Source organism: Viridibacillus sp. FSL E2-0187, from assembly GCF_038006425.1.
Taxonomy (GTDB): Bacteria; Bacillota; Bacilli; order Bacillales_A; family Planococcaceae; genus Viridibacillus; species Viridibacillus arvi.
In genome coordinates this window covers 2,133,717-2,158,437 of record NZ_JBBOVG010000001.1, presented here as the reverse complement: position 1 = coordinate 2,158,437, position 24,721 = coordinate 2,133,717, and the positions used below count along the sequence as shown (strand labels likewise).

At 34.1% G+C, this 24,721-nt stretch carries 22 protein-coding genes; 19 read left to right on the top strand and 3 right to left on the bottom strand.

Translation table 11 applies throughout. The features are described from left to right. Positions 1 to 56 precede the first annotated feature (56 nt). The 5 genes from MHH85_RS10445 to MHH85_RS10425 all read left to right on the top strand — a co-directional run bounded on the left by MHH85_RS10445 (position 57) and on the right by MHH85_RS10425 (position 5,186). Complete coding sequence (locus tag MHH85_RS10445) at positions 57 to 1,334, top strand: nucleotide sugar dehydrogenase (protein ID WP_340706991.1); 1,278 nt, start codon at positions 57 to 59, stop codon at positions 1,332 to 1,334. Beyond that, complete coding sequence (locus tag MHH85_RS10440) at positions 1,331 to 2,134, top strand: ABC transporter permease (protein WP_340706990.1); 804 nt, start codon at positions 1,331 to 1,333, stop codon at positions 2,132 to 2,134. Before MHH85_RS10445 ends, MHH85_RS10440 begins: the two co-directional genes overlap by 4 nt. A 14-nt stretch (positions 2,135 to 2,148) precedes the next feature. Then, positions 2,149 to 3,057, top strand: a complete 909-nt coding sequence (locus MHH85_RS10435; protein WP_340706989.1) for an ABC transporter ATP-binding protein — start codon at positions 2,149 to 2,151, stop codon at positions 3,055 to 3,057. A gap of 329 nt (positions 3,058 to 3,386) precedes the next feature. Next, a complete protein-coding gene (locus MHH85_RS10430; RefSeq protein WP_340706988.1) occupies positions 3,387 to 4,187 on the top strand; it encodes an alpha/beta fold hydrolase in 801 nt (266 codons plus the stop codon). Between the two features lie 18 nt (positions 4,188 to 4,205). Continuing rightward, entirely contained in the window at positions 4,206 to 5,186 is a 981-nt protein-coding gene (locus MHH85_RS10425; protein ID WP_340706987.1) for a sensor domain-containing diguanylate cyclase, read from the top strand. Positions 5,187 to 5,337: 151 nt separating this feature from the next. On the opposite strand, the gene MHH85_RS10420 is transcribed toward MHH85_RS10425, so the two are convergent. Further along, positions 5,338 to 5,769 carry a MarR family winged helix-turn-helix transcriptional regulator gene (locus tag MHH85_RS10420; RefSeq protein WP_340706986.1) on the bottom strand — a complete coding sequence of 144 codons (432 nt, stop codon included), beginning with the start codon at positions 5,767 to 5,769 and terminating at the stop codon, positions 5,338 to 5,340. Positions 5,770 to 5,887: 118 nt separating this feature from the next. Between MHH85_RS10420 and MHH85_RS10415 the strand changes: the two genes are divergently transcribed. After that, positions 5,888 to 6,475: an NAD(P)H-dependent oxidoreductase gene (locus MHH85_RS10415; protein ID WP_340706985.1), complete on the top strand. Its 588-nt coding sequence runs from the start codon at positions 5,888 to 5,890 to the stop codon at positions 6,473 to 6,475. 85 nt (positions 6,476 to 6,560) lie between these two features. Here the strand turns inward: MHH85_RS10415 and pgeF are convergent, their stop codons facing one another. Continuing rightward, positions 6,561 to 7,325, bottom strand: a complete 765-nt coding sequence (gene pgeF, locus MHH85_RS10410) for a peptidoglycan editing factor PgeF (RefSeq protein ID WP_340706984.1) — start codon at positions 7,323 to 7,325, stop codon at positions 6,561 to 6,563. A 329-nt stretch (positions 7,326 to 7,654) separates the two neighbouring features. Between pgeF and MHH85_RS10405 the strand changes: the two genes are divergently transcribed. From MHH85_RS10405 to MHH85_RS10390, 4 genes are all read left to right on the top strand, one after another. Further along, positions 7,655 to 8,233 (top strand): TetR/AcrR family transcriptional regulator, encoded by a 579-nt coding sequence (locus tag MHH85_RS10405; RefSeq protein WP_193739425.1) that lies wholly within the window; start codon positions 7,655 to 7,657, stop codon positions 8,231 to 8,233. A gap of 58 nt (positions 8,234 to 8,291) precedes the next feature. Further along, a complete protein-coding gene (locus MHH85_RS10400; RefSeq protein WP_409351165.1) occupies positions 8,292 to 9,722 on the top strand; it encodes an MDR family MFS transporter in 1,431 nt (476 codons plus the stop codon). 411 nt (positions 9,723 to 10,133) lie between these two features. Next, entirely contained in the window at positions 10,134 to 11,243 is a 1,110-nt protein-coding gene (locus MHH85_RS10395; protein WP_340706983.1) for a HAMP domain-containing sensor histidine kinase, read from the top strand. Between the two features lie 276 nt (positions 11,244 to 11,519). Further along, positions 11,520 to 14,684, top strand: coding sequence for a DEAD/DEAH box helicase (locus tag MHH85_RS10390; RefSeq protein ID WP_340706982.1), 3,165 nt, complete (start codon positions 11,520 to 11,522; stop codon positions 14,682 to 14,684). A 141-nt stretch (positions 14,685 to 14,825) separates the two neighbouring features. Here MHH85_RS10390 and MHH85_RS10385 read toward each other — a convergent pair whose 3' ends face one another. Continuing rightward, positions 14,826 to 15,452 carry a class I SAM-dependent methyltransferase gene (locus MHH85_RS10385; RefSeq protein WP_340706981.1) on the bottom strand — a complete coding sequence of 209 codons (627 nt, stop codon included), beginning with the start codon at positions 15,450 to 15,452 and terminating at the stop codon, positions 14,826 to 14,828. Positions 15,453 to 16,139: 687 nt separating this feature from the next. Here MHH85_RS10385 and MHH85_RS10380 point away from each other — a divergent pair. The 9 genes from MHH85_RS10380 (at position 16,140) to ptsP (ending at position 24,335) form a co-directional block, all read left to right on the top strand. Beyond that, positions 16,140 to 17,519, top strand: a complete 1,380-nt coding sequence (locus MHH85_RS10380) for a hypothetical protein (protein ID WP_340706980.1) — start codon at positions 16,140 to 16,142, stop codon at positions 17,517 to 17,519. A 219-nt stretch (positions 17,520 to 17,738) separates the two neighbouring features. Continuing rightward, positions 17,739 to 18,455, top strand: a complete 717-nt coding sequence (locus MHH85_RS10375; protein ID WP_340706979.1) for a GntR family transcriptional regulator — start codon at positions 17,739 to 17,741, stop codon at positions 18,453 to 18,455. 222 nt (positions 18,456 to 18,677) lie between these two features. Then, the gene (locus MHH85_RS10370) at positions 18,678 to 19,121 is read left to right on the top strand and encodes a PTS sugar transporter subunit IIA (RefSeq protein ID WP_340706978.1); all 444 of its coding nucleotides are present in this window, start codon (positions 18,678 to 18,680) and stop codon (positions 19,119 to 19,121) included. A 23-nt stretch (positions 19,122 to 19,144) separates the two neighbouring features. After that, a complete protein-coding gene (locus MHH85_RS10365; protein WP_340706977.1) occupies positions 19,145 to 19,879 on the top strand; it encodes an SIS domain-containing protein in 735 nt (244 codons plus the stop codon). Positions 19,880 to 19,906: 27 nt separating this feature from the next. Beyond that, positions 19,907 to 20,176, top strand: a complete 270-nt coding sequence (locus tag MHH85_RS10360; RefSeq protein WP_340706976.1) for a PTS sugar transporter subunit IIB — start codon at positions 19,907 to 19,909, stop codon at positions 20,174 to 20,176. Positions 20,177 to 20,242: 66 nt separating this feature from the next. Next, complete coding sequence (locus tag MHH85_RS10355) at positions 20,243 to 21,610, top strand: PTS ascorbate transporter subunit IIC (protein WP_340706975.1); 1,368 nt, start codon at positions 20,243 to 20,245, stop codon at positions 21,608 to 21,610. A gap of 275 nt (positions 21,611 to 21,885) precedes the next feature. Continuing rightward, positions 21,886 to 22,230 carry a hypothetical protein gene (locus tag MHH85_RS10350; RefSeq protein WP_340706974.1) on the top strand — a complete coding sequence of 115 codons (345 nt, stop codon included), beginning with the start codon at positions 21,886 to 21,888 and terminating at the stop codon, positions 22,228 to 22,230. Between the two features lie 132 nt (positions 22,231 to 22,362). Next, positions 22,363 to 22,632 (top strand): phosphocarrier protein HPr, encoded by a 270-nt coding sequence (locus MHH85_RS10345; RefSeq protein ID WP_340706973.1) that lies wholly within the window; start codon positions 22,363 to 22,365, stop codon positions 22,630 to 22,632. Then, positions 22,629 to 24,335 (top strand): phosphoenolpyruvate--protein phosphotransferase, encoded by a 1,707-nt coding sequence (ptsP, locus tag MHH85_RS10340; RefSeq protein ID WP_340706972.1) that lies wholly within the window; start codon positions 22,629 to 22,631, stop codon positions 24,333 to 24,335. Before MHH85_RS10345 ends, ptsP begins: the two co-directional genes overlap by 4 nt. Positions 24,336 to 24,721: the final 386 nt, after the last annotated feature.

Here is a 24,721-nt window from a genome sequence, read left to right as displayed (position 1 = left end):
ATTGGTACATCATTAATCGATTGAACATACTACCATGAATATTGGAGGGAATATTGATGAAATTATGCACAATTGGCCTAGGGTATATCGGCTTGCCGACATCTATCATGTTTGCAAAGCACAATGTAGAAGTAGTAGGAGTAGATGTGAAGAAGGACGTAATAGATGCATTGAATAATGGTGAAATTCATATTGAAGAGCCTGGACTACAAACAGCACTTGATGAAGTCATTGCAATGGGTACTTTTAGAGCGTCAATTACTCCTGAATCGGCTGATGTGTTTATTATTGCTGTTCCTACACCTAATAATCAGGACTTATATAAATCTTGTGATTTGACCTATGTTATTAATGCAATAAAATCTATATTACCCTATTTAAAAAGAGGTAATATAATAATCGTTGAATCGACAATTGCTCCTCGTAGTATGGATGATGTTATCAAACCGTTAGTAGATCAAACAGGTTTTGTAATTGGAAAAGATATTTACCTAGTACACTGTCCTGAAAGAGTACTACCAGGTCAGATTTTTCATGAGTTAGTGTTTAATAATAGGATAGTTGGCGGAATTACTCCTGCATGCGAAGAAGCAGGGGCTATCGTTTATAGTACTTTCGTAAAAGGTGAAATTATTAAAACGGATGCGAGAACAGCGGAGATGTCTAAGTTAATGGAAAATACATTTAGAGATGTGAATATAGCGCTTGCAAATGAGTTGGCAAATGTATGTCATCGATTAGAGATAAATGTATTAGATGTTATTGAAATGGCCAATAAACATCCACGTGTCAATATACATACACCAGGTCCAGGTGTTGGGGGTCACTGCTTAGCTGTCGATCCATACTTTATCGTTGCAAAGGCACCAGAGATTGCTCAGTTAATAAAGTTATCTCGTACAATAAACACCTCTATGCCGCAATTTGTTGTAGAAAATGTCAATAAACTAATGAATAATGTCGAAGGAAAAGTGGTTACTATTTTAGGTCTCACATATAAAGGTAATGTAGATGACATTCGTGAAAGTCCAGCAATTGAAGTGTTCAAACAATTACAAGCAGAGCATAATTATGAAGTGCGAGCTTATGATCCACACGTTAAATTAGATTGGGTTATACAAGATTTAGAGCAAGCGGTAAAAGACTCTGATCTCATCGTTGTTTTATCAGATCATGATGAATTTAAGGAGTTTAGAGATCCTGATTTTTCCACTATGTCAAATATAAGGATTTTTGATACAAAAAATGTAGTCAAACGCGTTCCAAATTATGTTGAATATATTAATTATGGAAACCTTTATAACTATACTAAAAAGAAAGCTACTGCTGTATGAATTTTGTTCCACAGATATTAAAAGAACAAATTTCCCACTTTAATCTGATATTTCGATTAAGTTTATATGAAGAAAAAGGTAAGTATGCAATGCACTATTTAGGTGCTTTATGGCAACTATTAAATCCATTCATTCAAATTGGTGTATATTGGCTCATTTTTGGTCTAGGAATAAGAAAGGGTTCTCCTGTTGAGGGAACCCCATTTTTTCTATGGCTGATCATTGGATTAGTACCGTGGTTGTATATTAGTAGGACAATAACTCAAGCGTCAAATAGTGTTTATGCAAAAGTAAATTTAGTATCTAAAATGAACTTTCCTGTAAGCGTTCTGCCTACCATTAATATCGTTGGGAATTCAATCTCTTTCATACCTATGATTATCCTAACTCTTGGCATTGCTTTAGGATATGGTATTTTCTCTGGTATATATTTAATACAAATACTCTATTATTTAGTTTCCCTGTATGTCTTTCTGTTTGCATTGACACTGTTATTATCAACACTTACAACTATTATTCGAGATATTCAGATTATAATACAATCGATTGTTCGGTTAATGATGTATTTCTTACCAATCGTCTGGAATGTTCACAACTTCCCTGAATGGTTAGTCAGTATTTTGAAATTGAATCCTTTATTTTATATTATCGAAGGATTTAGGCATTCTCTCTTAGGAGGGGAATGGTTTTATGAGGATATTCCGTATACCATTTATTTTTGGAGTATAACTATCCTAATACTTACAATTGGATCTTATATACACTTGAAGTTTCGTGATAGATTTGTTGACTACTTATAGTCGGAGGAAAAGATATGAATCCGAAAATTCGATTTAAGAATGTGTCAAAAAGTTTCAGTTTATATAGTAAGCAATCTGAAAAACTATTTGATATTATTTCTCTAAAAAAAAATAGAGATCATTTTTTTGCACTTAGAAATATTAGTTTTGAGGTGAATGAAGGAGAAGCCATTGGTCTTATTGGATTAAATGGTTCTGGCAAATCTACTCTTTCAAATCTATTAGCGCAAGTAATACCTCCAAGTTTAGGTAAGGTCGACATAAATGGAGAAACATCACTAATTGCTATTTCTGTAGGATTAAATAATTCATTAACAGGCTTAGAAAACATTAAGCTAAAATGTTTGATGCACGGTTTAAGTAGCGCTGAAATTAATAAAATAAAATCAGCTATCATAGACTTTGCAGATATAGGGAAGTTTATTAACCAACCTGTTAAAAACTATTCTAGTGGTATGAAATCCCGTTTAGGTTTTGCAATATCAATTCATACAAATCCTGATATTCTAATTATAGATGAAGCATTATCAGTGGGAGATCAAACATTCTACAAGAAATGTTTGGATAAGATAAATGAATTTAAAAGCCAAGGGAAAACGATTATTTTTGTAAGTCACTCATTGTCCCAAATAGAGGCGTTTTGCGAAAGAGTGATGTGGATTCATTTTGGACAAATAAAAATGTTCGATGAAGCAAAAAAAGTAATTAGTGAATATAAAAAATTTATAAATTGGTTTAATTCCTTAAGTGAAAATCAAAAGAAGAAGAGTAGAAATGAAATGTTAGAAGAACAATACAAAGAAGTTTCTAACAGCCAAGCACAACTTGTGAAGAGTAAACGTGGAAAATCAAATTTGGCGATTGTTCTACAAATTTTAATATTGCTATTGATAGTGATTTCAAGCGCTACTTATATGTTTTAATCATGAAGTAAGGTCAAAAAAACCCGTCTAACCTAATAAGAGGATATATGTTCAGACATTGAACATATATCCTCTTATTTTTAAAAATTATAGTCCTTATTTAGGCGTTACATTTTTGTCAGGTAGAATATGAAACGCCCTTTTAATTATTTGGCTTTTTTAAGTTAATTCTTTTGTAGAGCTGTTTTATTTATAGAAACAAAAAGGAAAACGATATATATAAATCATCTGTTATTTGGTATTTAGGTAGTAAAATTATACTAGATTTTTAAAGTGTAATCATTCAAAATGAATATAGTAAAGATAAATAGGAAAAGGAGGCATGTTACATGAATGATTGGATGACTCGAAATAATGTGAAGGTAATGGGGCAGGGAGGGCAAACAATTATTTTTGCGCATGGGTTTGGTTGCGATCAAAGCATGTGGCAATATATTGCGCCTAAATTTGCAGAGAAATATCGTGTAGTTTTATTTGACTATATAGGGTCAGGAAATTCAGATATTACAGCGTACCAATCCGAAAAATACAGTACGCTTCAAGGTTATAAGCAGGATGTATTAGATATAATTGAAGAGATGGATCTTCAAAATATACTATTCATTGGCCATTCTGTTAGTTCGATGATTGGAATGCTGGCTGCGATTGAGCGACCGGATTATTTCGATAAGTTAATAATGATAGGACCATCCCCTTGTTATTTAAATGATACAGATGGTTATATTGGTGGCTTTGAACAAAAGGATATTAAAGAATTACTTACTATGATGGAGATGAATTTTGCAGGGTGGGCTAGCTATATGGCACCATTTGCTATGGACCAAACTAAAGATCCTAAGTTAACCTATGATTTGGAGAATAGCTTTGTCTCAACGAACCCGCGTGTTGCAAGAGAGTTCGCGGAAGTAACATTCTATTCAGATTACCGAGAAAGCTTACCATTATTGAAAGTACCAACCCTTATTATTCAATGCTCGAATGATAGCATTGTTCCAATTGAAGTAGGGCAGTATTTAAATAGGTGTATAGAAAATAGTACACTTCAAATTATTGAAGCTAAAGGGCACTATCCACATATAAGTCAGCCAGTAGAAACAACTAATATAATAGTAGATTATCTAATGAAATAATTTGTGTAGGGGAGTTCAATGATGGAGGTACGATTAAAAGAGGCACCTTGTGGGTTCATATCATTTGACCATAATGGATATATAAATGAGGTCAATAATACCTTCCTTGAATGGATGGGCTATAAGCAAGAAAATTTATTAGGGAAGCATATTGAATCGTTTTTGACGATGGCCAATAAACTGATTTTTCATTCTTATTTTTACCCTAATATTAATTTACACGGGTATGTAGAAGAGCTGTTCATTAACTTTGCAAACCATACTGGTGAGTCCATTCCTTATTTAATGAATGCTAGACGATTTCGGCAGGATGGTAATGATGTGATAGACTGCAGTTTAGTTCAAATGAAGAAGCGAATTGACTACGAATTAGAGTTGCGCACGACTAAAAAACAAATGGAAGAGGCTTATTTAGAAAAAAATCGTGCTTTAGCAAAACTAGAACAAATCTATCTTGAAATTGAAAAGAAACAGATTGAACTAATGGAAATCAATTCGGATTTAGTCAAAATATCAAATACAGATAAGCTTACTGGTATTTCCAACCGAAGATTCTTTCAGAAAAAACTAGAAGAGCAGATTGTGATGTACCGTACAGAAGAAAAGACGTTTTCTTTACTTATTATTGATATTGATCATTTCAAAAAAGTAAATGATACATATGGTCATCAAATTGGAGATATTGTACTTGCGAAATTAGCTAACATCCTAAAAATACAAGTACGAACAGATGATATTGTAGCTCGATTTGGTGGCGAAGAATTTACAATAATTCTTCCAGATACTAATGTTGAAGAAGCAATATTAATTGCTCAGAAGTTAAATAGAACTATTGAAGTATCAGAATGGACAGAGACCGGAAATTTAACAGTAAGTATCGGGTTAGCAACTTTTTCCGAGAATGATACAGAAGATTCTATCGTTAAAAAAGCAGATCAAGCGCTGTATGTTTCTAAGGTGAAAGGTCGAAATCGAGCTACTCATTTTAGAAACTTATAATTATATATTTAATCATATTAGTATAAAGTTCACTATACTGAATTGTAATTTAGTGTTTATGTCTATGGGTTCTTATTAAAATAGCTCCTCAATAAAAAGTTGATCAGCAGTAAACGACCAACTTTTTATTGAGGAGCTAAATTTTTTTCAGTTAGTAAAACAGTTTTGATTGAAGAACGTCTAATGCACGATTAATATCCTCTAAATTTTCTTCTGAAGCATGTTTTATACGATTTAGGAAGCGAGATTCAACTAACTTAAATGTCTCATTCATCATAGCTTCTCCTTCTTTTGAAAGAAGAATATATTGCTTCCGTCGATCTTTCGTATCACTTACTTTTTCGATTAGATTTTTTTCAATTAACTTTTTAAGTTCGCGACTTGTATTCGGCATTGATAAATGTAGGCAATCACTAATTTCACTTGGGGTAACAGGCTCCGTACTTACTGTAATAGATTCTAAAATGTTATATTGCACTGGCGTGATGGAATCTGATTTAGCATCTTTTGTTAATTCATGTGTCACACTATGAACGGAAGCTGTAAATGAAACCCATTTATTAAATAGAGCATTTTTGTCCATAAATTTCACCTCTTACTGTGAAGATAACAAAAATATTATCATATTACAATTATCATTTGACAACTAAAATGAGGTGGTGTATATTTTAGTTATCAAATGATAAGTGAAGAGGTGTATTATGAAAACATTAGTAATTTATACATATCCTAATCATAAAAGCTTGAACTATGCATTTTTACAAAAAGTTATTAAAGGAAGTAAAGAGAATCCTAACATCACAGAGTTACAGATTTTAGATTTATATGAAGAAGGTTTTGATCCTCTTCTAGTATTTAATGAGAATAAAAGAAGACGTGATATGTATCGTGATCCAACTTTAGAAAAATACCGTAATCAAATTACTTGGGCAGACAAAATTGTTTTTGTATATCCAATCTGGTGGGGGAGGCCTCCTGCGATGCTTATGGGATATATTGATCAATTATTTGCAGCAAATTTTGCTTATAGAGATAAAAAGGGATTGTTACCAGATGGTTTACTGAAAGGTAAGTCTGTTGTCTGTATTTCTACAATGAAGGGACCTGCAAAGTATCCACTTTTATGGTTGAATAATGCACATAAAGTATTGATGAAAAAAGCGTTATTTAATTTTGTAGGTATCAAAAAAGTAAAGTTTTTCGAATTTGGGAATATGGAAAGTCCAAAGGGAAGTCAAACAAAAAAGTTAGAAAAAGTTTATCGATATTTCAGAAAAGTAGAACAATAAGATTTTTCTGTTAGAGACAAATATTATCGGAAAAAGAAAGAAGCCGACTCAAAACAACAAATTTGAGCCGGCTTTAATTCTCTATTTAATTGCTTTTTTTCATTATAAAACTTAAATGTCTACCTGCTTGTTTATCCTGACGATACGAGAATCCTTCAGGGTTCATATAAGTACATGTCTGATCAATTGTAATTCGATCTGCGGGGATTCCAGCAAGTTCACATTGTTTTTTCACTGTTTGCTGATTATCAATGTGATACTTGTGTGTTTCATCATTAAAATAGATAAAATCATCTGCATAGTCTAGATTTTTGAATTTTACATATACATCAGCATCAACTTCAAATTTCTCTTGGCTTAGTGCAGTACCAATATGAATATGCAAATCATTTGGACTACAGTTTTCGACTTGTATTAAGTGATTAAAAACGTTTAAGGATATTTCTTTTACTGTACCTTGCCATCCTGAATGAATGACCCCGATAAGACCAGTGACTTCATTATAAAAAATCACAGGGACACAATCAGCAGTAAAGGAACATAATAATAGGTTCGGCTCATAAGTATACAGAGCATCTGTATCCGTAATAGCGGTATCAGTACAATCTGCACCACGGCCTTTATCAGAAATTGTCACCTTATGCAAATTCGAACTATGTGTTTGGTTGGCGCAGACGAATGCTTCTACCTCACAATTCAACGAAGTGGCTAATTTTCTACGATTCTCCATCACATTCTCTTGATTAACACATGCATGAAGAGCCATGTTGTTGCTTTCAAGTTCGGTTGCATCTTTTAGGGTTATTCCTGTAATTAATTTTTCGTTGTTTAAATATATGTTTGTTTTCATACTATCACCTCATTTTAATTTATATGAATCGTTTGATGATGTATATTATCCTTTGAAATTACCAATACATCAATGCTTCAGTTAGCTTTTTAAAATTTTGAACGTTAATTATTTCTGTAGTTAGAAAATTAAAGCCAAATTTTCCTTTTTCGTGTAATAACTATTTTGAGAGAATTCTATAAAATTTACTCCAATATTACTAAACTAACGATCTAATTAAAAAATCATAATTACTACGATATTTACAAAACAACATTGACTTTCGCTCTTCCTTCGATTAACTTTATTAAGTAGACCAATCGTTATAATTTTTATTTAGAGGTGATTCTTTGACTAATAAAAATCAATCACGTGAACGAATCTTAAAAGCAGCTACTCGACTATTCCATTTAAATGGCTATCATGCAACAGGTTTAAATCAGATCATTAAAGAATCAGGAGCTCCTAAAGGTTCTTTATATCACCACTTTCCAAATGGTAAAGAACAATTAGCTATTGAAGCAATTCAAATATCTGCTTCTCTTATTGCAGCTGAAATTAAAGAGCATCTTAATACAATAGCAGATCCTATTGAAGCCTTCCAACATCATATAGACGTTATTGCAAAACGTTTTGACAATATAGAAGATGCGGATAGCTTAACAACGGTGCCATTCGGTCTTATTGCATCTGAAACAGCTTTAGTAAATGAAAGTATGCGCATAGTTTGTGAAGATACATATCTATGCTGGGAAAAGTTATATAAAGAGAAGTTGTTGGCAAATGGATACAGTGATGAACAAGCAACAAATATTAGTACGACATTAAATGCCCTTATTGAGGGTGGGGTAACACTATCATTAACACAAAAATACGGTGGACCACTTTATCGTGTCGGACAAATGCTTCCATTATTACTGAAAAAGTAAGGAAGCTTTTCTTTATCAAAATTATATAGACTGGTCTATTTATTATAAAATTGAAAGGATGTTTATTTTGACAACATCTACACAAATGGAACAAGTAAGAAATCCGAAAGCAATGGCATTTGTATTAATGTTTGGTGCTTTTATCGGTTTATTTAGTGAGACTGCTTTAAATATGGCACTCACGAATATTATGGAGGATTTCTCTATATTAACAGCAACAGCACAATGGCTAACAACAGGTTATTTATTAACATTAGGAATTTTAGTACCTGTTTCTGTACTTCTAATTCAATGGTTTACAACTAAGCAATTAGTTGTTAGCTCTCTAATCTTTTCTATTATTGGTACAATTCTAGCAGCATTAGCTCCAAACTTTACTTTGTTATTGATTGGTCGTTTAATTCAAGCAATTGGTACCGGTATTTTATTACCGTTAATGATGAATGTCATACTATTAATTTTCCCTATTCATAAACGTGGCGCTGTAATGGGTTTAATGGGACTTGTTATTACTACAGCTCCTGCAATTGGTCCTACAGTTGCGGGGGTAATTGTTGATACATTGGATTGGACATTTATTTTTTGGGTTAGTCTAGTTCTTTATGCAGGGCTTATTGTTTTTGGATTGAAGAAAATTGACAATGTATCTCGTATTACGAAACCATCAATTGATGTACTTTCAATTTGTTTTTCGACGATTGGTTTTGGTGGATTAATTTATAGTCTCAGTTCGATTGCTGAAAAATCATTTTGGTCGACACAAGTATATATTCCATTCTTTATAGGGTTTATTGCACTTGTTCTATTTATCCTTCGTCAATTAAAGATGGAACAGCCTATGATTAATTTGCGAGTTTTTAAATATCCTATGTTTACACTAGGCACATTGTTATTATTTAGTGGAATGTTAATTATTTTATCTACTGCTATTTTATTACCAATTTATTTAAAAGGTACACTGCTATTAAGTGCAGCGTTAGCAGGACTTGTCTTATTACCTGGTAGTTTATTAAATGCATTACTGTCACCAATTGTCGGGAAATTATTTGACCAATTTGGAGCGAAGAAGTTTTTACCATTGGGTTATTTATTGACACTAACAGGCAGTATATTGTTTGCTATGACAATCTCTGCTGACACACCAATTTGGCAAATTATTTTGGCGAACATGATTTTATTTATGGGAATCTCTATGATTATTATGCCTGCACAAACAAATGGCTTAAATCAATTGCCCCGTAACCTTTATGCAGACGGATCAGCTGTTATGAACACATTACAACAAATTGCGGGTGCAACAGGAACAGCACTTGCGATAACATTGATGACTAGTGGTCAAAAAGGTTATATAGAGAACTTTCCAGATTCTTCACCAACGGAATTCCTATCTGCTGGTATCAAATATACTTTCTATTTTATAACAGCAATTTCTTTCATAGGTTTCATCTTATCTCTTTTTGTAAATCGTGAACGTGCAAAAGAGAGATAATGTGCAGTACTTAATATAATGACGACTTAAACTTATAGAAGATAATCGTATCTTTGCTGGTAAGTTTGTTCAATTAATTATTCATTTTGATGCATGATAAATATGAAAAAACTCCCTAATATCTTCATTTTTTACTAGAGGTTGGACAATAACTGGTGTAAACTTAATCAAGTGGAAGATCTTTTTCTGTGATTTGTTTGTGGTGAATGCATTTTACACAGAAAAAATCTTCCTTTTACTATGTGTTCATTTACATTAGATATTTTACGTCCTATTAGAAAAGTTAAAATATTAATAAAAGGAGTTTGTATGTTTAAGACTTATATACGTAATGATCAGAAATTATATTTTTTTACAATACTATTAGTAATAACGATTATGACCATGGGGGTTTTAATTAAGAATCACCTTATGGCAGATTTAGGTATTGGTTTTCTTTTTCATCTTTCAATTGTTGTGATTATTTCTGTTAGTTTACTTTTGTATCCGAAATATGGAACTCATAGTTTTAGAACAATTATTATTATTGAAGCATTTATCTATTTTTATACCATCTTCATTTTATATCCAGAGACTTGGTCTAACTTTATTTTCCTATGCTTTATACCCGCAGTAGCCATTATGTTTTTTGATTCTAAACTCTTTCATTTTTCTTTATTTATTAACTCTATATTAATTGCAATTACATTCGGCTTTATTGCGTTATTTGATCACGGTAATCTATATACCTATATAAAACAAGATTTAGTAGGTAATGTTTTTAACTATGTAGGTAGTCAAGCTCTCATATACTTTATATTCTATCTAACTAATCTACGTGTGAAAAAACAAGAATTATATTATGAACAAATAAAACAAGCAGAGCGTTTGAAAACAGCGGGACAATTAGCAGCTGCTGTTGCGCATGAAATTAGAAATCCAGTAACTGTTGTTAAAGGATTTTTACAGTTATATGAACAAGATTCTCAATTTAATGATGCAATAAAGAGCCAATTTACTTTAATGATTGATGAATTAAATACAGCTGAAAGTGTGGTTTCTCAATTTTTGTCTATCGCAAAGCCAGATGAAAATCTAAATATTGAATCAGTGAATTTAAAAGTTGTTCTTCAAAGTGTAACTGATCTTCTAAATTCATATGGGCTACTAAATAATAATAATATCAAATTAGAAATAAAAGAAGATTGTTACATAGCAGCTAACAAGATAGAGTTGAAACAATTACTGATAAATATAATAAAAAATGCAATAGAGGCTTCTGAGATTGGGGATTCTGTTATTGTAACTGGTGGAAAGAAAGAAGATATAGTAGAGATTCAAGTAATAGATCATGGGCATGGCATGTCTGACACGGAAATAGAGTGTCTTGGTACTCCTTTTTACTCTCTAAAAAGTAAAGGGACAGGTTTAGGCATGATGATTTGCTACAATATTGCAGCAAAGTATAAAGGGACAATTGAAATCCAAAGTGCAATAGATGAAGGAACTACTGTAACTATTTGTTTCCCATCGAGAAATTAAACAACTTTCTAGATTTTAAAGCACAACTAACCGTCATTTTGTTGGCGGTTTTTCTTTTGTTAAATAGCTTAACAATCTTTGATATTGCTGTTATTTAAGCTAATAGAAGAGAAGAAGTGTTAATCAAATTTCATTAAGGTTGTACAAATAGTTATTTTCGTAAATGAATGACAAGTAAACATGTTTTGCTACAGATGATTTGTATGAGAAAATGAATAATAAGTTATTAAACATGAATGTGAGTAGCGCATTAAGAAGCCTAGAAAGGAACGAAAGATGGATTTTTCAATGAATGAAAAAAAGATAAAGATTTTATGTGGAGAAGTCGCTTTTAAAAAGGGGAAATCTTATTATCAAGCTGGAAAAGTAAATCTTCATCCTTTTCAACAAGATGATTCGATAATTGAAGCTGGTGTAAAAGCGGGAGCTGATTTTGACGTCACAGTGAGATTAGATGCCGATGGAGAAATTGTAGCTCAGTGTAGTTGTCCAACAATAGGCTTTGTGAAAACTTACTGTCAGCATATTGCAGCTGTCCTACTTGCTATTGAAGAGAAGCAGCATGTTGAAAATGCCTTGACTACCAGAATGCTGGGCTTATTTGAAAATAAATTGAAGCAACCAAGTGGCCAGGGATTACATTTTGATAATAGACAGTCACTTAATGTTGAATTTACGTGCTTGCCAGTTTTACTTCCTAATATGGAGTATGTGTTTGGAATTGAGATAAGGGTAGGTTCTAATCTATTACATACCGTCTCGAAAGCAACGCAGTTTCTTCGTGAATTAGAGCTAAGAGATCCGTTTGAATATGCACAAGGATTGGTTTATAAACCTGTACTCCACAGCTTTCCAAGAAAATCCGATGATGTCCTTCAATTTTTGATAAGGAGTCAACGTGTAAAAAGTAATTTTGATATACAAGATGATTTGGTTTTAATTTCTGCAACTGATTGGGAGCAGTTGCTTCCTTTATTAACTGCTGCACCTGCAGTACGATTCATGCAAGGGGATAATATTTATAATGGGGTACAAATTGGACAAGATCTTCCTTTAAGTTTTGAATTTGACGAAGCTAATACAGTAGACTACCATCTTAATGTTAAAGGTCTTGAAAAGATAAAAGTTTTAAAAGCTTATGGCTATGCTTTTTCAGAAGGCTTATTATACAAACTACCTCAAGAAGATTGTCAGCGATTAGCAGAATTAAAAGACATGTTGGATCAGTCTGGAAAGCACCAACTCATTATTTCAGAAAATCAAATCGATCACTTTATGAGAAACGTCATACCTGGCTTGATGAAACTTGGACAGGTTATTATTGCAGAATCTGTATCAAAAAGAATAGGGGAAACCCCACTTCGAGCCAAGTTATTTCTTGACCGCGTAAGACATAGATTGCTTGCAGGTTTGGAGTTCCATTATGATCAAGTCGTTATTAACCCTTGTGAAGAAACGGAACAACCCTTTCCACATTTTCCAGGGATTAAGCGTCAGCGAACAAAAGAAGAACAAATTATCAAGCTACTACTTGAAAGCTCCTTTACTCAAACGTCTGGTGGATTTTACTTATATGATGAAGAAGCAGAGTATCAATTTTTGCATCATAACATTGCGGAATTAGAAAAATTAGTTCAAATTTATGCTACTACTTCAGTGAAAATGCGGATTCATAAAGGGTATACGGGTCCAAGGATAAAAGTTGAGGTAGGAGAAAGAACTGATTGGGTTGCATTCCAATTCGATATCAAGGGCATTTCGGAAGCAGAAATTCAAGAGATACTCACATCATTGGAGGAAAAACGAAAGTATTACCGAATTCCAAATGGCACGTTAGTATCATTGGAAACACCGGAATTTTTAGCACTATACCAAGTTGTAAGTGATTTGGAACTATCCGCAAGAGATATCATTGGGGAAGAAATTAGAATCCCGTTGATTAAAGGAATGCAATTAATCGATTCATTGGACCAAGGTGATTTAATCGATCCGGGTGAAAATTTCACTAACCTATTGAAAAACTTAAAGAATCCAGAAAAGGTAGAAAATGCAGCGCCTAGTACTTTGACGAAAGTACTTCGCGATTATCAAAAAGTTGGTTTCAGTTGGTTCAAAATGCTCGCCAAATATAAATTCGGTGGTATTCTTGCGGACGATATGGGGCTAGGAAAGACACTACAAAGCATTGCTTACATTGAATCAGTGCTACCTGATGTTCGTGCACGAAAACTGCCGATTTTAATCATTGCACCTTCGTCTCTCATCTATAATTGGAAGAATGAGTTGGAAAAGTTTACGCCTCATATAAAAGTACAAATTATCGATGGCAACAAAGCGACAAGAGTATCCTTGTGGAATAAGTCTATTGGTGCCGATGTAATCATCACTTCGTATCCTTCATTACGAATGGATGTATCACTTTACCGCAAAGAGAAATTTCATACACTATTCTTGGATGAGGCGCAAACCTTTAAAAATCCAGTTACAAAGACTGCTAAATCGGTGAAAATGATTCAGGCAGATTATCGGTTTGCACTAACGGGAACGCCAATAGAGAACTCTTTGGATGAACTGTGGTCAATATTCCATGTCGTATTCCCAGAGTTATTGCCAAATCGAAGAGCCTTTAGCGAATTAAGTCGAGAAAATGTAGCAAAAAGAGTACGTCCATTTATCTTAAGACGTTTGAAAAAAGAGGTTTTGAAAGAGTTGCCAAATAAAATTGAAACTATGCAATTCTCAGAGTTACAAGAGGAGCAAAAAATATTATATGCCGCTTATTTGGCCGAATTGAAAAATGAAGCTTTGAAGCATTTAAGGAATGGCAGTTTTCAAAAAAATCGCATAAAATTTTTATCAGGTCTGACCAGACTGCGTCAAATATGTTGTCATCCTGCATTATTCGTTGATGATTATACAGGAGGATCGGCAAAATTCGAACAATTGAAGGGGATTATTGAAGAATGCCGTAATTCAGGCAGACGTGTGCTGATCTTTTCACAGTTTACTCAAATGCACAGCATTATCAGGCACCATTTAGCCTACAAGAGTATACCTTATTTTTACTTAGATGGACAAACGCCTCCGGAAGACCGCGTAGAATTATGTGAGCGATTTAATAAGGGCGAAGGTAATATATTTCTTATTTCCTTAAAAGCTGGAGGCACTGGTTTAAATTTGACTGGTGCTGATACAGTAATACTTTATGATCTTTGGTGGAATCCTGCAGTCGAACAACAGGCTGCAGACCGAGCACATCGTATGGGTCAAACAAATGAAGTACATGTAATCCGTCTGGTAGCAAAAGGAACAATAGAAGAGAAAATATACGAGCTTCAACAAAAAAAGAAGCATCTAATTGACGAAGTAATTCAGTCGGGCGAAGATTCCTTGACCTCTATGACAGAACAAGATATACGAGAGATTTTGACGATTGAATAGATGTATCTGAAGGAATTATAGAAAACAAATCCTCCAAATTCTGAGCGAATTGGAGGATTTGTTTGTGTTAATTGGATTGCGTAAATATACGGTGTAGCCACAATCATAAAGATGACTATACTGCCACAAGAATATAATCATTTACTTTGAAATTACAAATAAACCACCGCAGTGAGAAATGCTTTGGAATTCACATTTAGCTACATCAAGTAATGAAGTTTTTATTTCGTCATAAACAAAATAAAACTCATCATCATCCCAATAGCTAATACTATCTTTTCGGCAATTTTCAAGATTTGCTCGTGTTTGAAAAGCAATATCGCCTATTAATATTTTTCCATTCTCAGACAGCAAAGATAGTAAGCTCTTAATGAAAACTACTTTTTCATCATCTGTTAGGTGGTGTAATGTATACGTACTTACAATAAAGTCATATTCATTACCTTGTAATTGTTCAGGTAAACCATTTGAAATATCCCACTCCATCAAATTAGCTAGTGGCATCTTAGATTGGGCTATTTCGATCATCTTCGCAGAAAAGTCTAATCCATCTATGTGATGATCATTTTCGTACAGTTTATTTGTTAAAACACCTGTCCCGAACCCTATATCTAACACTTTTGCTTCTTTTATCTGCATTATTTCATTAAAGATAGCACTTAATATATTTTTATATCCTGCAAATGGATACAAATTATTATCTTCACTTACTTGTACTGTTTGATCATAATCATTTGCCCACAAATCGAATCCTTGTTTATTTAGCATGATGCTCCTCCTATAATGTGAACGAGCTTTCAAGCATGCTTATATTATTTAATGCTTGATCAGTCGCCCATCAGTTCTCCTAAGTTCTTATGATATTGAATAGTTGTAATGTTTTTCATCATAACCCCCACCTTTCTTAGTTGAGATAATATTACCATAATTCAGAATCTTTTAATACCATATTTTAGTATAAAGATAATAAAGGAATAAAAACAAAATACTGTACGATTTTTCTAGATAAAAAATTCCCCTCACGCTATCTCTTACCACATGCTTTTACAGTAGGCTGAGAAAAGTCGTTTTTAAGTTTAGCAACCTTTTGAAATACCAGAAAAACACTAGATCAAGAAGGTCTTTCACCAAATTATAGAATTGGTGAAAGGCCTTTTTCTTTAAATAATTCGATAACTCCGTTGACAAATATTACTTATTTATTTAGTATTTTCATAAATTGGTTATAACCAGTTTAGAGGGAAATGAAATTAGTTCCAAGGAATAGGGGCGATAAATGATAAAACTATAATATCGTTAAAGAAATTTTGTCGTTATGAACATGTATTAACTTGAACCGGGTTTAAGGATTGAAATAATACTTTGTGAAAAAAAGAGGGAGGATGATCCGTTTAATCTAGATTGATCAAAAAGTAGTCGCATTCTATCACTTATTTTAAAGGAGGAATTGTGAGGATGAAGAAGAAATTTATTGTGAAATGTCTTTTATCTATGATTTTGATTTCACCGTTAGTAGTTGATCAAGTTCAAGCAGAGGTTTTGGATAAAGAGCCGAATGTCAAAAGACAATGGAAGCTAAAATACCAAGAGAAACTTAATAAAGAGTTACCAACTGATGGAGCAGATTGGGTTCTTGATAGTTATGGTAATGATAGTCCTTGGCATGTAGACCATCTTGACGATGATGGTGACTTTTTTAAAATCAAAGGAGGAGATGATTTTTTTAAGCAGCTTAACAGTTTTAATTTATTACGAAAACAAATGCAGTTTGGAAAAGATGGCTGGCTAACTGCAGAGTTTGCGGTTAGGGACTACGATAAAGATGGGATACCAGACACCGAGGCAACATTAAGAAATGTTGAATTAAAAAAAGGCGACCATGCTGCTGAATTAAAGACTAGCTTTGATTCAGGTCTTATTATTCGCTCTACTGAAGTTCTACCATCTGAATACAGAGTGGAATATGTGTTAAGGAATATAGACTTTGGTGGAAAAAGAAATGACAGTTTTTATTACGATGATAAGTTTAATGGATATACAATGGATCAGCGTAAATCAAATCATCCATGGAAAAGAAGTGGAGAATTTACTGGGGATTCCAATCATACCAATAAGAACTTTGGAGATATAACAAATGAAAACGGTTACTATTTCTTGTCAATTATGGACTATGAAAAACCGGCACCCCACAATAATGTTTTTATTCACAACCATAGAAAAGTAGGCATGGATGCGTACAATACAAATGCAACATGGGCTAGTGCATATGCAACGTGTAATCCTGCTACTGGAGAATTATATAAACAACTTGGTGATAAAAGTTCAAATAATGCAATAAACGGCCTTTTCTTTGCAGGAGATACGTTTAGAGATCCATCGATGGGTTATAATTCATTTTTGTTTGAAACCGAGTGTGGTTCCCTATCTGACACTGATACAGAGTACTCTATTATTTCCAATGCTGAAATCCAACCTGAGCTAATGCCTGAGGAAAGTTATAAATTCGCTATCGAGCGAAATAAAACAGGTTATGTTATGGAAATGACAGGAAACTTTAAATATATTGGAAAAAAAACATTAAGATATGAACGTGAATTTATTCAAGATGGTAGACCAATCTGGCATTATAATAACACCCCAGAAGAATATGACGGACAATTTAATTCGACACTCACTTTTACGGGACCACATGGCAGCTACTCTGTAGAACAATGGCCCGAAGGTTCTGCATACCCAGATAACTTTGTTATTGGAATTCCGCATATCAATTATTATGAAGGATCTGCTGTAATCGATGAAATAAAACTCTTTGTCCCAAAAGCCAACCCTAAGTAACATTCTTTAATTGAATTAGCAGGATCTATAATTTGGGTTTTAATCTGCAATTTATATCGTGATGTTTCTCATACATTCTTTATAGAGTTTCAATTTAAACCTCTTTACATTGTCAGAATACTTTGATAATATGAAAATATCAAGTGGTTATAACCAGGTCGATGTATAAAACGATCTGGTTATTTTCAAGAGTCGTATAGCAAGGAGCTGTCAAGAAATATGGATAAGAACAGTAAAGTGCCACTTTATTTGCAACTCATGGAGGTGCTAATCAAGAAGATTGAAGGAAAAGAATATGTTGAGAATGAGCAACTGCCTTCAGAGCGCGAGCTTTGTGAAATTTATAAATTAAGCCGGATAACGGTAAGGCAAGCACTTCAAGATTTAGAACGAGAAGGATATATCTACAAATTACATGGGGTAGGAACCTTTGTAGCATCGAAATCATATAATCAAAATTTAGTTAAATTATATAGTTTTACCAATGAAATGGAGAAGTTAGGGAAGAAGCCTACGACAGAAGTGTTATCTTTTAATGTATTTGCGATTGATGATCGATTAGCTAAAAAAATGAATTTATATCCGTTAGAAGAAGTATATAAAATCGTACGATTGCGATTTGCGGATGGTGAACCACTGATGCACGAAACATCTTATTTGCCTAAAAAAATATTTCCGAATTTAACTGAAAATGATTTAAATGAAAGATCGATGTATGAGATATTTCATCAGGATTATCAAATTGGGGTCACAAAAGCAACAGAAAGACTATCGGCAACACTTATTCAAGAACAAGAAGCTAAACACTTAAAGGTTAAAGGTAATCAACCTGGAATGCTGATTAAGCGATATGCATACCACCATGAAGAATTGATTGGGTATAACATAAGTGTGGCACTTGGGGATAAATTCTCGTACACCGTAGAATTAACGTAAAGAAAAGTCTATTAAAAACTAAAAATTCAAGTTAGTCCAATATAGATTTTTCATTTCAAAACAGTGGTTATGACAACATAACCACTCTACAGTTTAAACTATGTATTTAAAATAAGTAGGATGAATATTTTAATTTTGATCAAAAAAATTTCAAGGAAAATGAAAGCGCTTCAATTAGGTGGTGATGTCTACCAACAATCTTAACTAAAAGGGAATGATATTATGCTGAAAAATATGCTGACGAAAGAAACAGTCGTAGTAGAGGATACATGTGATACATGGCAAAATGCGGTACTAAAAGCCGGAGAGTTATTGAAAAATACAGGGGCCATTGAGGAAAGTTATATTGCTGCGATGGCAGAGTCCGTTGAGAAGAACGGTCCGTATATGGTTATCGCACCTGGAATTGCCTTGCTTCATGCAAGACCCGAAGATGGTGTGAATGAGGCATGCATGAGTTTACAGGTACTAAAAAATGGAGTTTCTTTCGGTCATAAAGAAAGAGATCCGGTAACTTTAGCTTTTGCATTTGGTGCGGTAGATGCACAATTGCATCTACAAGCATTACAGCAGTTAATGGAATTATTTAATGATGAGGATCGATTAACGAAACTTAAAAATTGTGAAAATGTTGAAGAGGCATTAGTACTTCTAAATGAATTATAAACTAGTGAAAAGGGTGAGGTAAAATGATGGCATTAAACTATATTGAGCAAATTGAAGAGATTATTAAACGAGTGAAGGCTACTCAAATGGATGCAATTAATGAGGCATCCCTATTAATCAAGGAGGCAATCAAAAACGATAGATTGATACACATTTTTGGCTGCGGACATTCCCAAATGTATGCGGAAGAAGTTTTTTATAGAGCCGGTGGTCTAGTAGCTGTTAACGCAATACTTGAGCCCGCTTTATCTTTAAGACCTGAAGCGACAAAAAGTACTTGGTTCGAAAGATTGGACGGCTATGCCAAAAAGATTCTTGATAGTGAAGAGACGGAAAAAGGCGATGTCATTATCATAGCATCTACGTCAGGCAGAAATTCTGTTCCAATTGAGATGGCGCTAGAAGCAAAGGAAAAGGGATTAAAGGTCATTGCGTTAACTTCAAATGAATTTACCAATGACGTTACCTCTAGACATGCTTCAGGGAAAAAATTAATCGATATCGCGGATGTCATACTAGATAATTGTGGCGTTAGTGGAGATGCAGTTATCGAAGTAGAGGGATTTGCAACAAAGTTTGGTCCAACATCTTCTGTCATTGGGTTTATGATCTTGCAAAGTATTATCGCACAAACTATTAGCAGTCTAGTGGAAGAAGGAGAAGAGCCAAGTGTATGGGTAAGCTCAAATTTAGACAAGGGAGATGACATTAATAAAGAACATATTAAAAAATACAAAAGCCGAGTGAAATGTCTATAAAACTTGAAAAATAGGAGGAGAATAGTTATGAAAATATATACAGTTTGTGGGATGGGTTTTGGAACAAGTCTAATGGTGAAAATGACAATTGATGATATTTTAAAAGAAATTGGTAAAAAAGCAGAAGTTGAGGCAATCGATATGGGTTCAGCTAAAGGCTTGAGTGCAGATTTATTTGTTACGTCGAATGATATGAAAGGGTCGTTCCCAAGTATGGATGCCCCAGTAATTTATTTAAACAATATGGTGGATAAAGCAGAAATTAAGGAAAAGATTAAATGCTTTTTTGAAGCGTAAAAATAGTTAATGAGCTGACATGCAAGAAGACTGAGTAACGATCAAAAAGGAAGTGGGGGGATGTATATGCTAGAATTCATAATTCAATTATTGACAACTCCAGCGATTATGCTTGGACTAGTAGCCCTAATCGGTCTATTAATTCAACGCAAGGCATTTGGCGATGTTATTAAAGGAACTTTTAAAACGATTTTAGGTATCCTTATTTTAAGCGCTGGGGCGGGTATTATTGTTGATTATATTACACCGTTTAGTGAAATGTTTACTAAAGCTTTTAATTTGACGGGAGTTGTACCTTTTGATGAAGCAGTAATAGGTGCTCTATCAGAAAATGTTAATGAAATAGCACGTAATACATCTTTAATTTTGGCATTTGGATTCGTTGTAAATATTATTCTAGCAAGGTTTTCACCATTTAAATATATCTATTTGACAGGACACATGCTTTGGATTATGTCGGGAGCATTAGCGTGGGCGTTTTATGATCTAGGGTACTCTACTACAGAAGCTGTATTATGGGGTTCTTTAATTCAAGGATTAGTTTTAGTCTTATTCCCAGCTCTAGCACAGCCAATTATGAGAAAAGTTACCGGTAATAATGAAATTGCATATGGGCACTTAACGACAAGTGGTGTTGTTTTATCTGCTTATGTAGGAAAAGTATTTGGAAATGCTTCGAAAGATTCTGAGGAAGTTAAAATGCCGAAAGGTCTTGAAATGTTTAAAGACACAGCGATTTCAATTTCAGCCGTGATGTTAATTTTATATCTAATCACAACTCTTGTGGCTGGCCCTGAATTTGTCAGTACATTAAGTGGGGAGCAGAATTGGTTAGTGTTCTCTATAATTCAGGCTTTTGGCTTTACTGCTGGAGTTCTAGTATTACTTCAGGGAGTCAGAATGTTCTTGGGAGAAATCGTACCGGCATTCCGAGGAGTTGCAGTTAAATTGGTTCCGGGCGCTAAGCCGGCTCTTGATGTGCCTGTAATTTTTGGATTTGCTCCAACAGCTTTAATGCTCGGTTTTGTCTTTTCCGTAATCGGTATGATTATAGGAATGTTTGTATCGAAAGCATTTGGTACAGTTATTCCTTTACCATCTATTATAGGTGGATTCTTCACAGGAGGAGCAGCAGGTATATTCGGAAATGCACTAGGAGGAAGACGTGGGGCTATGGTCTCTGGTGTAGTTTACGGTTTAGTATTAACTATTCCTGTAGCATTGTTCTATCCGTTATTTGGACTAGAGGAATATGGAATCACCGGTATTGCCCTTCTAGTGCCAGATGGAATTATAGTACTCACATTGCTTAAGATATTCTCAGATCTGAATATCATTCCTGTCGTTGTAATCGTATCCATCCTAGGCGTGCTAGCAACAGGATTAATAAAAAAGAAAAAGAAGCAAGAAAGTGAAGTAGAAAAATTTGCTTAACTAAGAGTGCAAATTGTAGGTCATGTCGGGCTGGCAGTTCAAATTGGTAATTTGGAAATTAAACTAGTTAATTTTAAAAATAGATAGCAGAAAAAATGACGTATTATATTACTGCCGATCGATTTCTACTTGAAAATGTAGAACGAACAATGGGGTTTTCGGGGATTTTAGAGATGAAGTCCCCGAAAACTCGGAAGTGAAGGATTGTCAGGATTGATGATAGTGCCAGGTTTATTCGACACCTATATTCATGGAATCAAAGGGCATGACGTCATTTGAAAGATTTCCAATACAATGCTTCAACTTGTCGTCACGCGTTTCTTACCTACTACATTTACTTCAAAACGGCAATCAATTGGATTGTCAATGTTGCTAACAGCGGATTGCCAGGAGCTCAGTCGGAAGGAATGTTTTTAGAAGGATCATGCTTCAATGAGAAGCATAAAGGTTCACAAAATGCGGGGTACTTTAAGGATCCTAATGAAGCTGAATTTATAAGATGGAAAGAGCTCGCGAACGGAAAAATTGCGAAAATCGCATTAGCCTCACAGCGAGAACACGCAGGGAGTTTATTTAAGAAGTCGAGGAAAAGACAGGATCTATCAATATTCAAAAAATAAACTGGAGTTTAAGTGAAATCCAACTAGAAAAGTTAGGTTGATCATTAATATAGTCTCTCTATTAAATAGCATGCGTATGATTTGATTTTATTGGAAAATATTCGGATTACTCAATAAAGGAGTTTGAAAAGCATGATTGAAAAAAACTTTAACGTAATAGATAAAGCAGGTATTCACGCACGTCCGGCATCTGTATTGGTTAGTGTAGCAAGTGATTATGAATCAGAAATAAAAATAATTTATAAAGAAAAAACGGTAAATTTAAAATCCATTTTGAGTGTGATGGCTCTTGGAATTCCATTTGGCGAGGAGTTTAAAATTAATGCTGAAGGATTAGACGAAGAAGAAGCATTAAATAAACTAGAAGAAACATTGGAAAAGGAAGGATTAGTAAACGCATGAACTTACAAGGAATCGCGGCATCAAGCGGCATTGCAATTGCAAAAGCATATCTTCTAGTTGAGCCAGATTTATCATTCAATAAAAAAAAGATTGAAGATAGTGGAAAAGAAATTGAACGTTTTCGGTCCTCAATATCTTTCACCAAAAGTGAATTAAAAGAAATTCGCACGGTTGCAAAAAATGAGTTTGGAGCAGCAGAGGCAGCGATATTTGATGCGCACATGTTAGTGTTAAATGATCCGGAGTTAATCACACCGATTGAAGAAAAAATTAACACAGAGAATGTAAATGCTGAATATGCGCTTAAAGAAACAACGGATATGTTCATTGCAATGTTTAAAGGAATTGATAATGAATATATGCAAGAACGGGCGGGGGATATTCGGGATGTAACCAAACGAATTATGTCGCATTTGCTTGGTGTAAAAGTTGTGAATCCAAGTACTATTTCTGAAGAAGTCATCATTATAGCAGAAGATTTAACACCTTCAGAAACAGCCCAATTAAATCGTAAGTATGTTAAAGGATTTGCGACAAAAATAGGTGGGAGAACTTCTCATTCCGCAATTATGGCTCGTTCACTGGAAATACCAGCAGTCGTTGGAACGAAAGAATTAACACAGCATATCCAAGATGGTGACATGGTCATCGTGGATGGATTAAATGGAATCGTGCAGATTAATCCTACTTCCGAACAAATTGCCACATATGAAATGAAACATCAAAAGCACAAGGAACAAAAAGCAGAATGGGCGAAGTTAGTAAATGAAAAAACGGCTACTGCCGATCATCACCATGTGGAAATAGCTGCAAATATCGGTAACCCGGAAGATTTAGCCGGAGTTTTTTCAAATGGCGGAGAAGGTATAGGTTTATATCGAACGGAATTTCTATATATGGATAAAGGTCAATTGCCTACTGAGGATGAACAGTTTGAGGCATATAAAAGTGTTCTTCAAGGAATGGGAAATAAGCCGGTTGTTGTGCGTACACTAGATATTGGCGGGGATAAAGAGCTTCCATATTTGAATCTACCTAAAGAAATGAATCCATTTTTAGGTTTCAGGGCGATACGTTTATGTTTGGAAGAGAAGCAAATATTTCGTACACAATTAAGAGCTCTTTTACGAGCGAGTTCATTTGGAAACTTGAAGATTATGTTTCCCATGATTGCAACGCTAGATGAATTTCGCCAAGCAAAAGATATTTTAGAAAAAGAGAAACAGACACTCTTGGAAAATGGAACAGCAGTTGCCGAGGGGATTGAAATCGGCATCATGGTAGAAATTCCTTCAACTGCCATACTAGCAGATCAGTTTGCGAAAGAAGTTGATTTTTTTAGTATTGGAACAAATGACTTAATTCAATATACGATGGCAGCAGATCGTATGAATGAACGTGTTTCCTACTTGTATCAGCCCTATAATCCAGCAATCTTACGCCTAGTCAAGATGGTGATTGATGCTTCACATCGTGAAGGGAAATGGACAGGAATGTGCGGAGAAATGGCTGGAGACGAAATTGCCATTCCGATATTGTTAGGTTTGGGATTGGATGAATTCTCAATGAGTGCTTCGTCGATTCTAAAAGCACGTACACAAATCAGTCAATTGAAAAAAAGTGATATGGTGGAACTTGCAAATGAAGCACTTCAGCTTAGAACAAATGAAGAAGTTGCCCGAGCTGTAAGAGCTCGTTGTTAGTAATATTGTTGCGGTTAAAATTCTTAGTCTAAGGTGCCTATTACATTGGTTTTATTAACAATAAATAGTGAAACATTCATATCCGGGCATAGGCACCCATCACATACATTAATACATAGCATTTTCAGTAAATACTGCCACGTGCAGTATTTTTTTTGCTCTATTTTAATAGATGGTTCTACGTTTTTAAAAGTACGTGCCAATGTATTGTGTACTTCCAACCTCGAGGACTGATTAGCGAGTATAACCTGTGACCAGCCTGAACAATAAGAAGAAGACTCATCTGAAAATAGCGCTTTTAAAGCAGTTATGCGTGATATACTTTTCTTTCGTTCAGCCCCCCAAAAAAGTTATTGATGAAATGGCGACTTTATATAGTAATGTGA

What these genes read in the sequence shown, in the direction of transcription:
- pgeF (WP_340706984.1), bottom strand. Translation starts at nt 7,325, where the DNA reads ATGAAAACAAACATATATTTAAACAACGAAAAATTAATTACAGGAATA.
- MHH85_RS10445 (WP_340706991.1), top strand. Translation starts at nt 57, where the DNA reads ATGAAATTATGCACAATTGGCCTAGGGTATATCGGCTTGCCGACATCT.
- MHH85_RS10430 (WP_340706988.1), top strand. Translation starts at nt 3,387, where the DNA reads ATGAATGATTGGATGACTCGAAATAATGTGAAGGTAATGGGGCAGGGA.
- ptsP (WP_340706972.1), top strand. Translation starts at nt 22,629, where the DNA reads ATGAACTTACAAGGAATCGCGGCATCAAGCGGCATTGCAATTGCAAAA.
- MHH85_RS10385 (WP_340706981.1), bottom strand. Translation starts at nt 15,452, where the DNA reads ATGCTAAATAAACAAGGATTCGATTTGTGGGCAAATGATTATGATCAA.
- MHH85_RS10370 (WP_340706978.1), top strand. Translation starts at nt 18,678, where the DNA reads ATGCTGAAAAATATGCTGACGAAAGAAACAGTCGTAGTAGAGGATACA.
- MHH85_RS10435 (WP_340706989.1), top strand. Translation starts at nt 2,149, where the DNA reads ATGAATCCGAAAATTCGATTTAAGAATGTGTCAAAAAGTTTCAGTTTA.
- MHH85_RS10425 (WP_340706987.1), top strand. Translation starts at nt 4,206, where the DNA reads ATGATGGAGGTACGATTAAAAGAGGCACCTTGTGGGTTCATATCATTT.
- MHH85_RS10415 (WP_340706985.1), top strand. Translation starts at nt 5,888, where the DNA reads ATGAAAACATTAGTAATTTATACATATCCTAATCATAAAAGCTTGAAC.
- MHH85_RS10355 (WP_340706975.1), top strand. Translation starts at nt 20,243, where the DNA reads ATGCTAGAATTCATAATTCAATTATTGACAACTCCAGCGATTATGCTT.
- MHH85_RS10365 (WP_340706977.1), top strand. Translation starts at nt 19,145, where the DNA reads ATGATGGCATTAAACTATATTGAGCAAATTGAAGAGATTATTAAACGA.
- MHH85_RS10375 (WP_340706979.1), top strand. Translation starts at nt 17,739, where the DNA reads ATGGATAAGAACAGTAAAGTGCCACTTTATTTGCAACTCATGGAGGTG.
- MHH85_RS10380 (WP_340706980.1), top strand. Translation starts at nt 16,140, where the DNA reads ATGAAGAAGAAATTTATTGTGAAATGTCTTTTATCTATGATTTTGATT.
- MHH85_RS10400 (WP_409351165.1), top strand. Translation starts at nt 8,292, where the DNA reads ATGTTTATTTTGACAACATCTACACAAATGGAACAAGTAAGAAATCCG.
- MHH85_RS10440 (WP_340706990.1), top strand. Translation starts at nt 1,331, where the DNA reads ATGAATTTTGTTCCACAGATATTAAAAGAACAAATTTCCCACTTTAAT.
- MHH85_RS10390 (WP_340706982.1), top strand. Translation starts at nt 11,520, where the DNA reads ATGGATTTTTCAATGAATGAAAAAAAGATAAAGATTTTATGTGGAGAA.
- MHH85_RS10345 (WP_340706973.1), top strand. Translation starts at nt 22,363, where the DNA reads ATGATTGAAAAAAACTTTAACGTAATAGATAAAGCAGGTATTCACGCA.
- MHH85_RS10395 (WP_340706983.1), top strand. Translation starts at nt 10,134, where the DNA reads ATGGCAGATTTAGGTATTGGTTTTCTTTTTCATCTTTCAATTGTTGTG.
- MHH85_RS10360 (WP_340706976.1), top strand. Translation starts at nt 19,907, where the DNA reads ATGAAAATATATACAGTTTGTGGGATGGGTTTTGGAACAAGTCTAATG.
- MHH85_RS10420 (WP_340706986.1), bottom strand. Translation starts at nt 5,769, where the DNA reads ATGGACAAAAATGCTCTATTTAATAAATGGGTTTCATTTACAGCTTCC.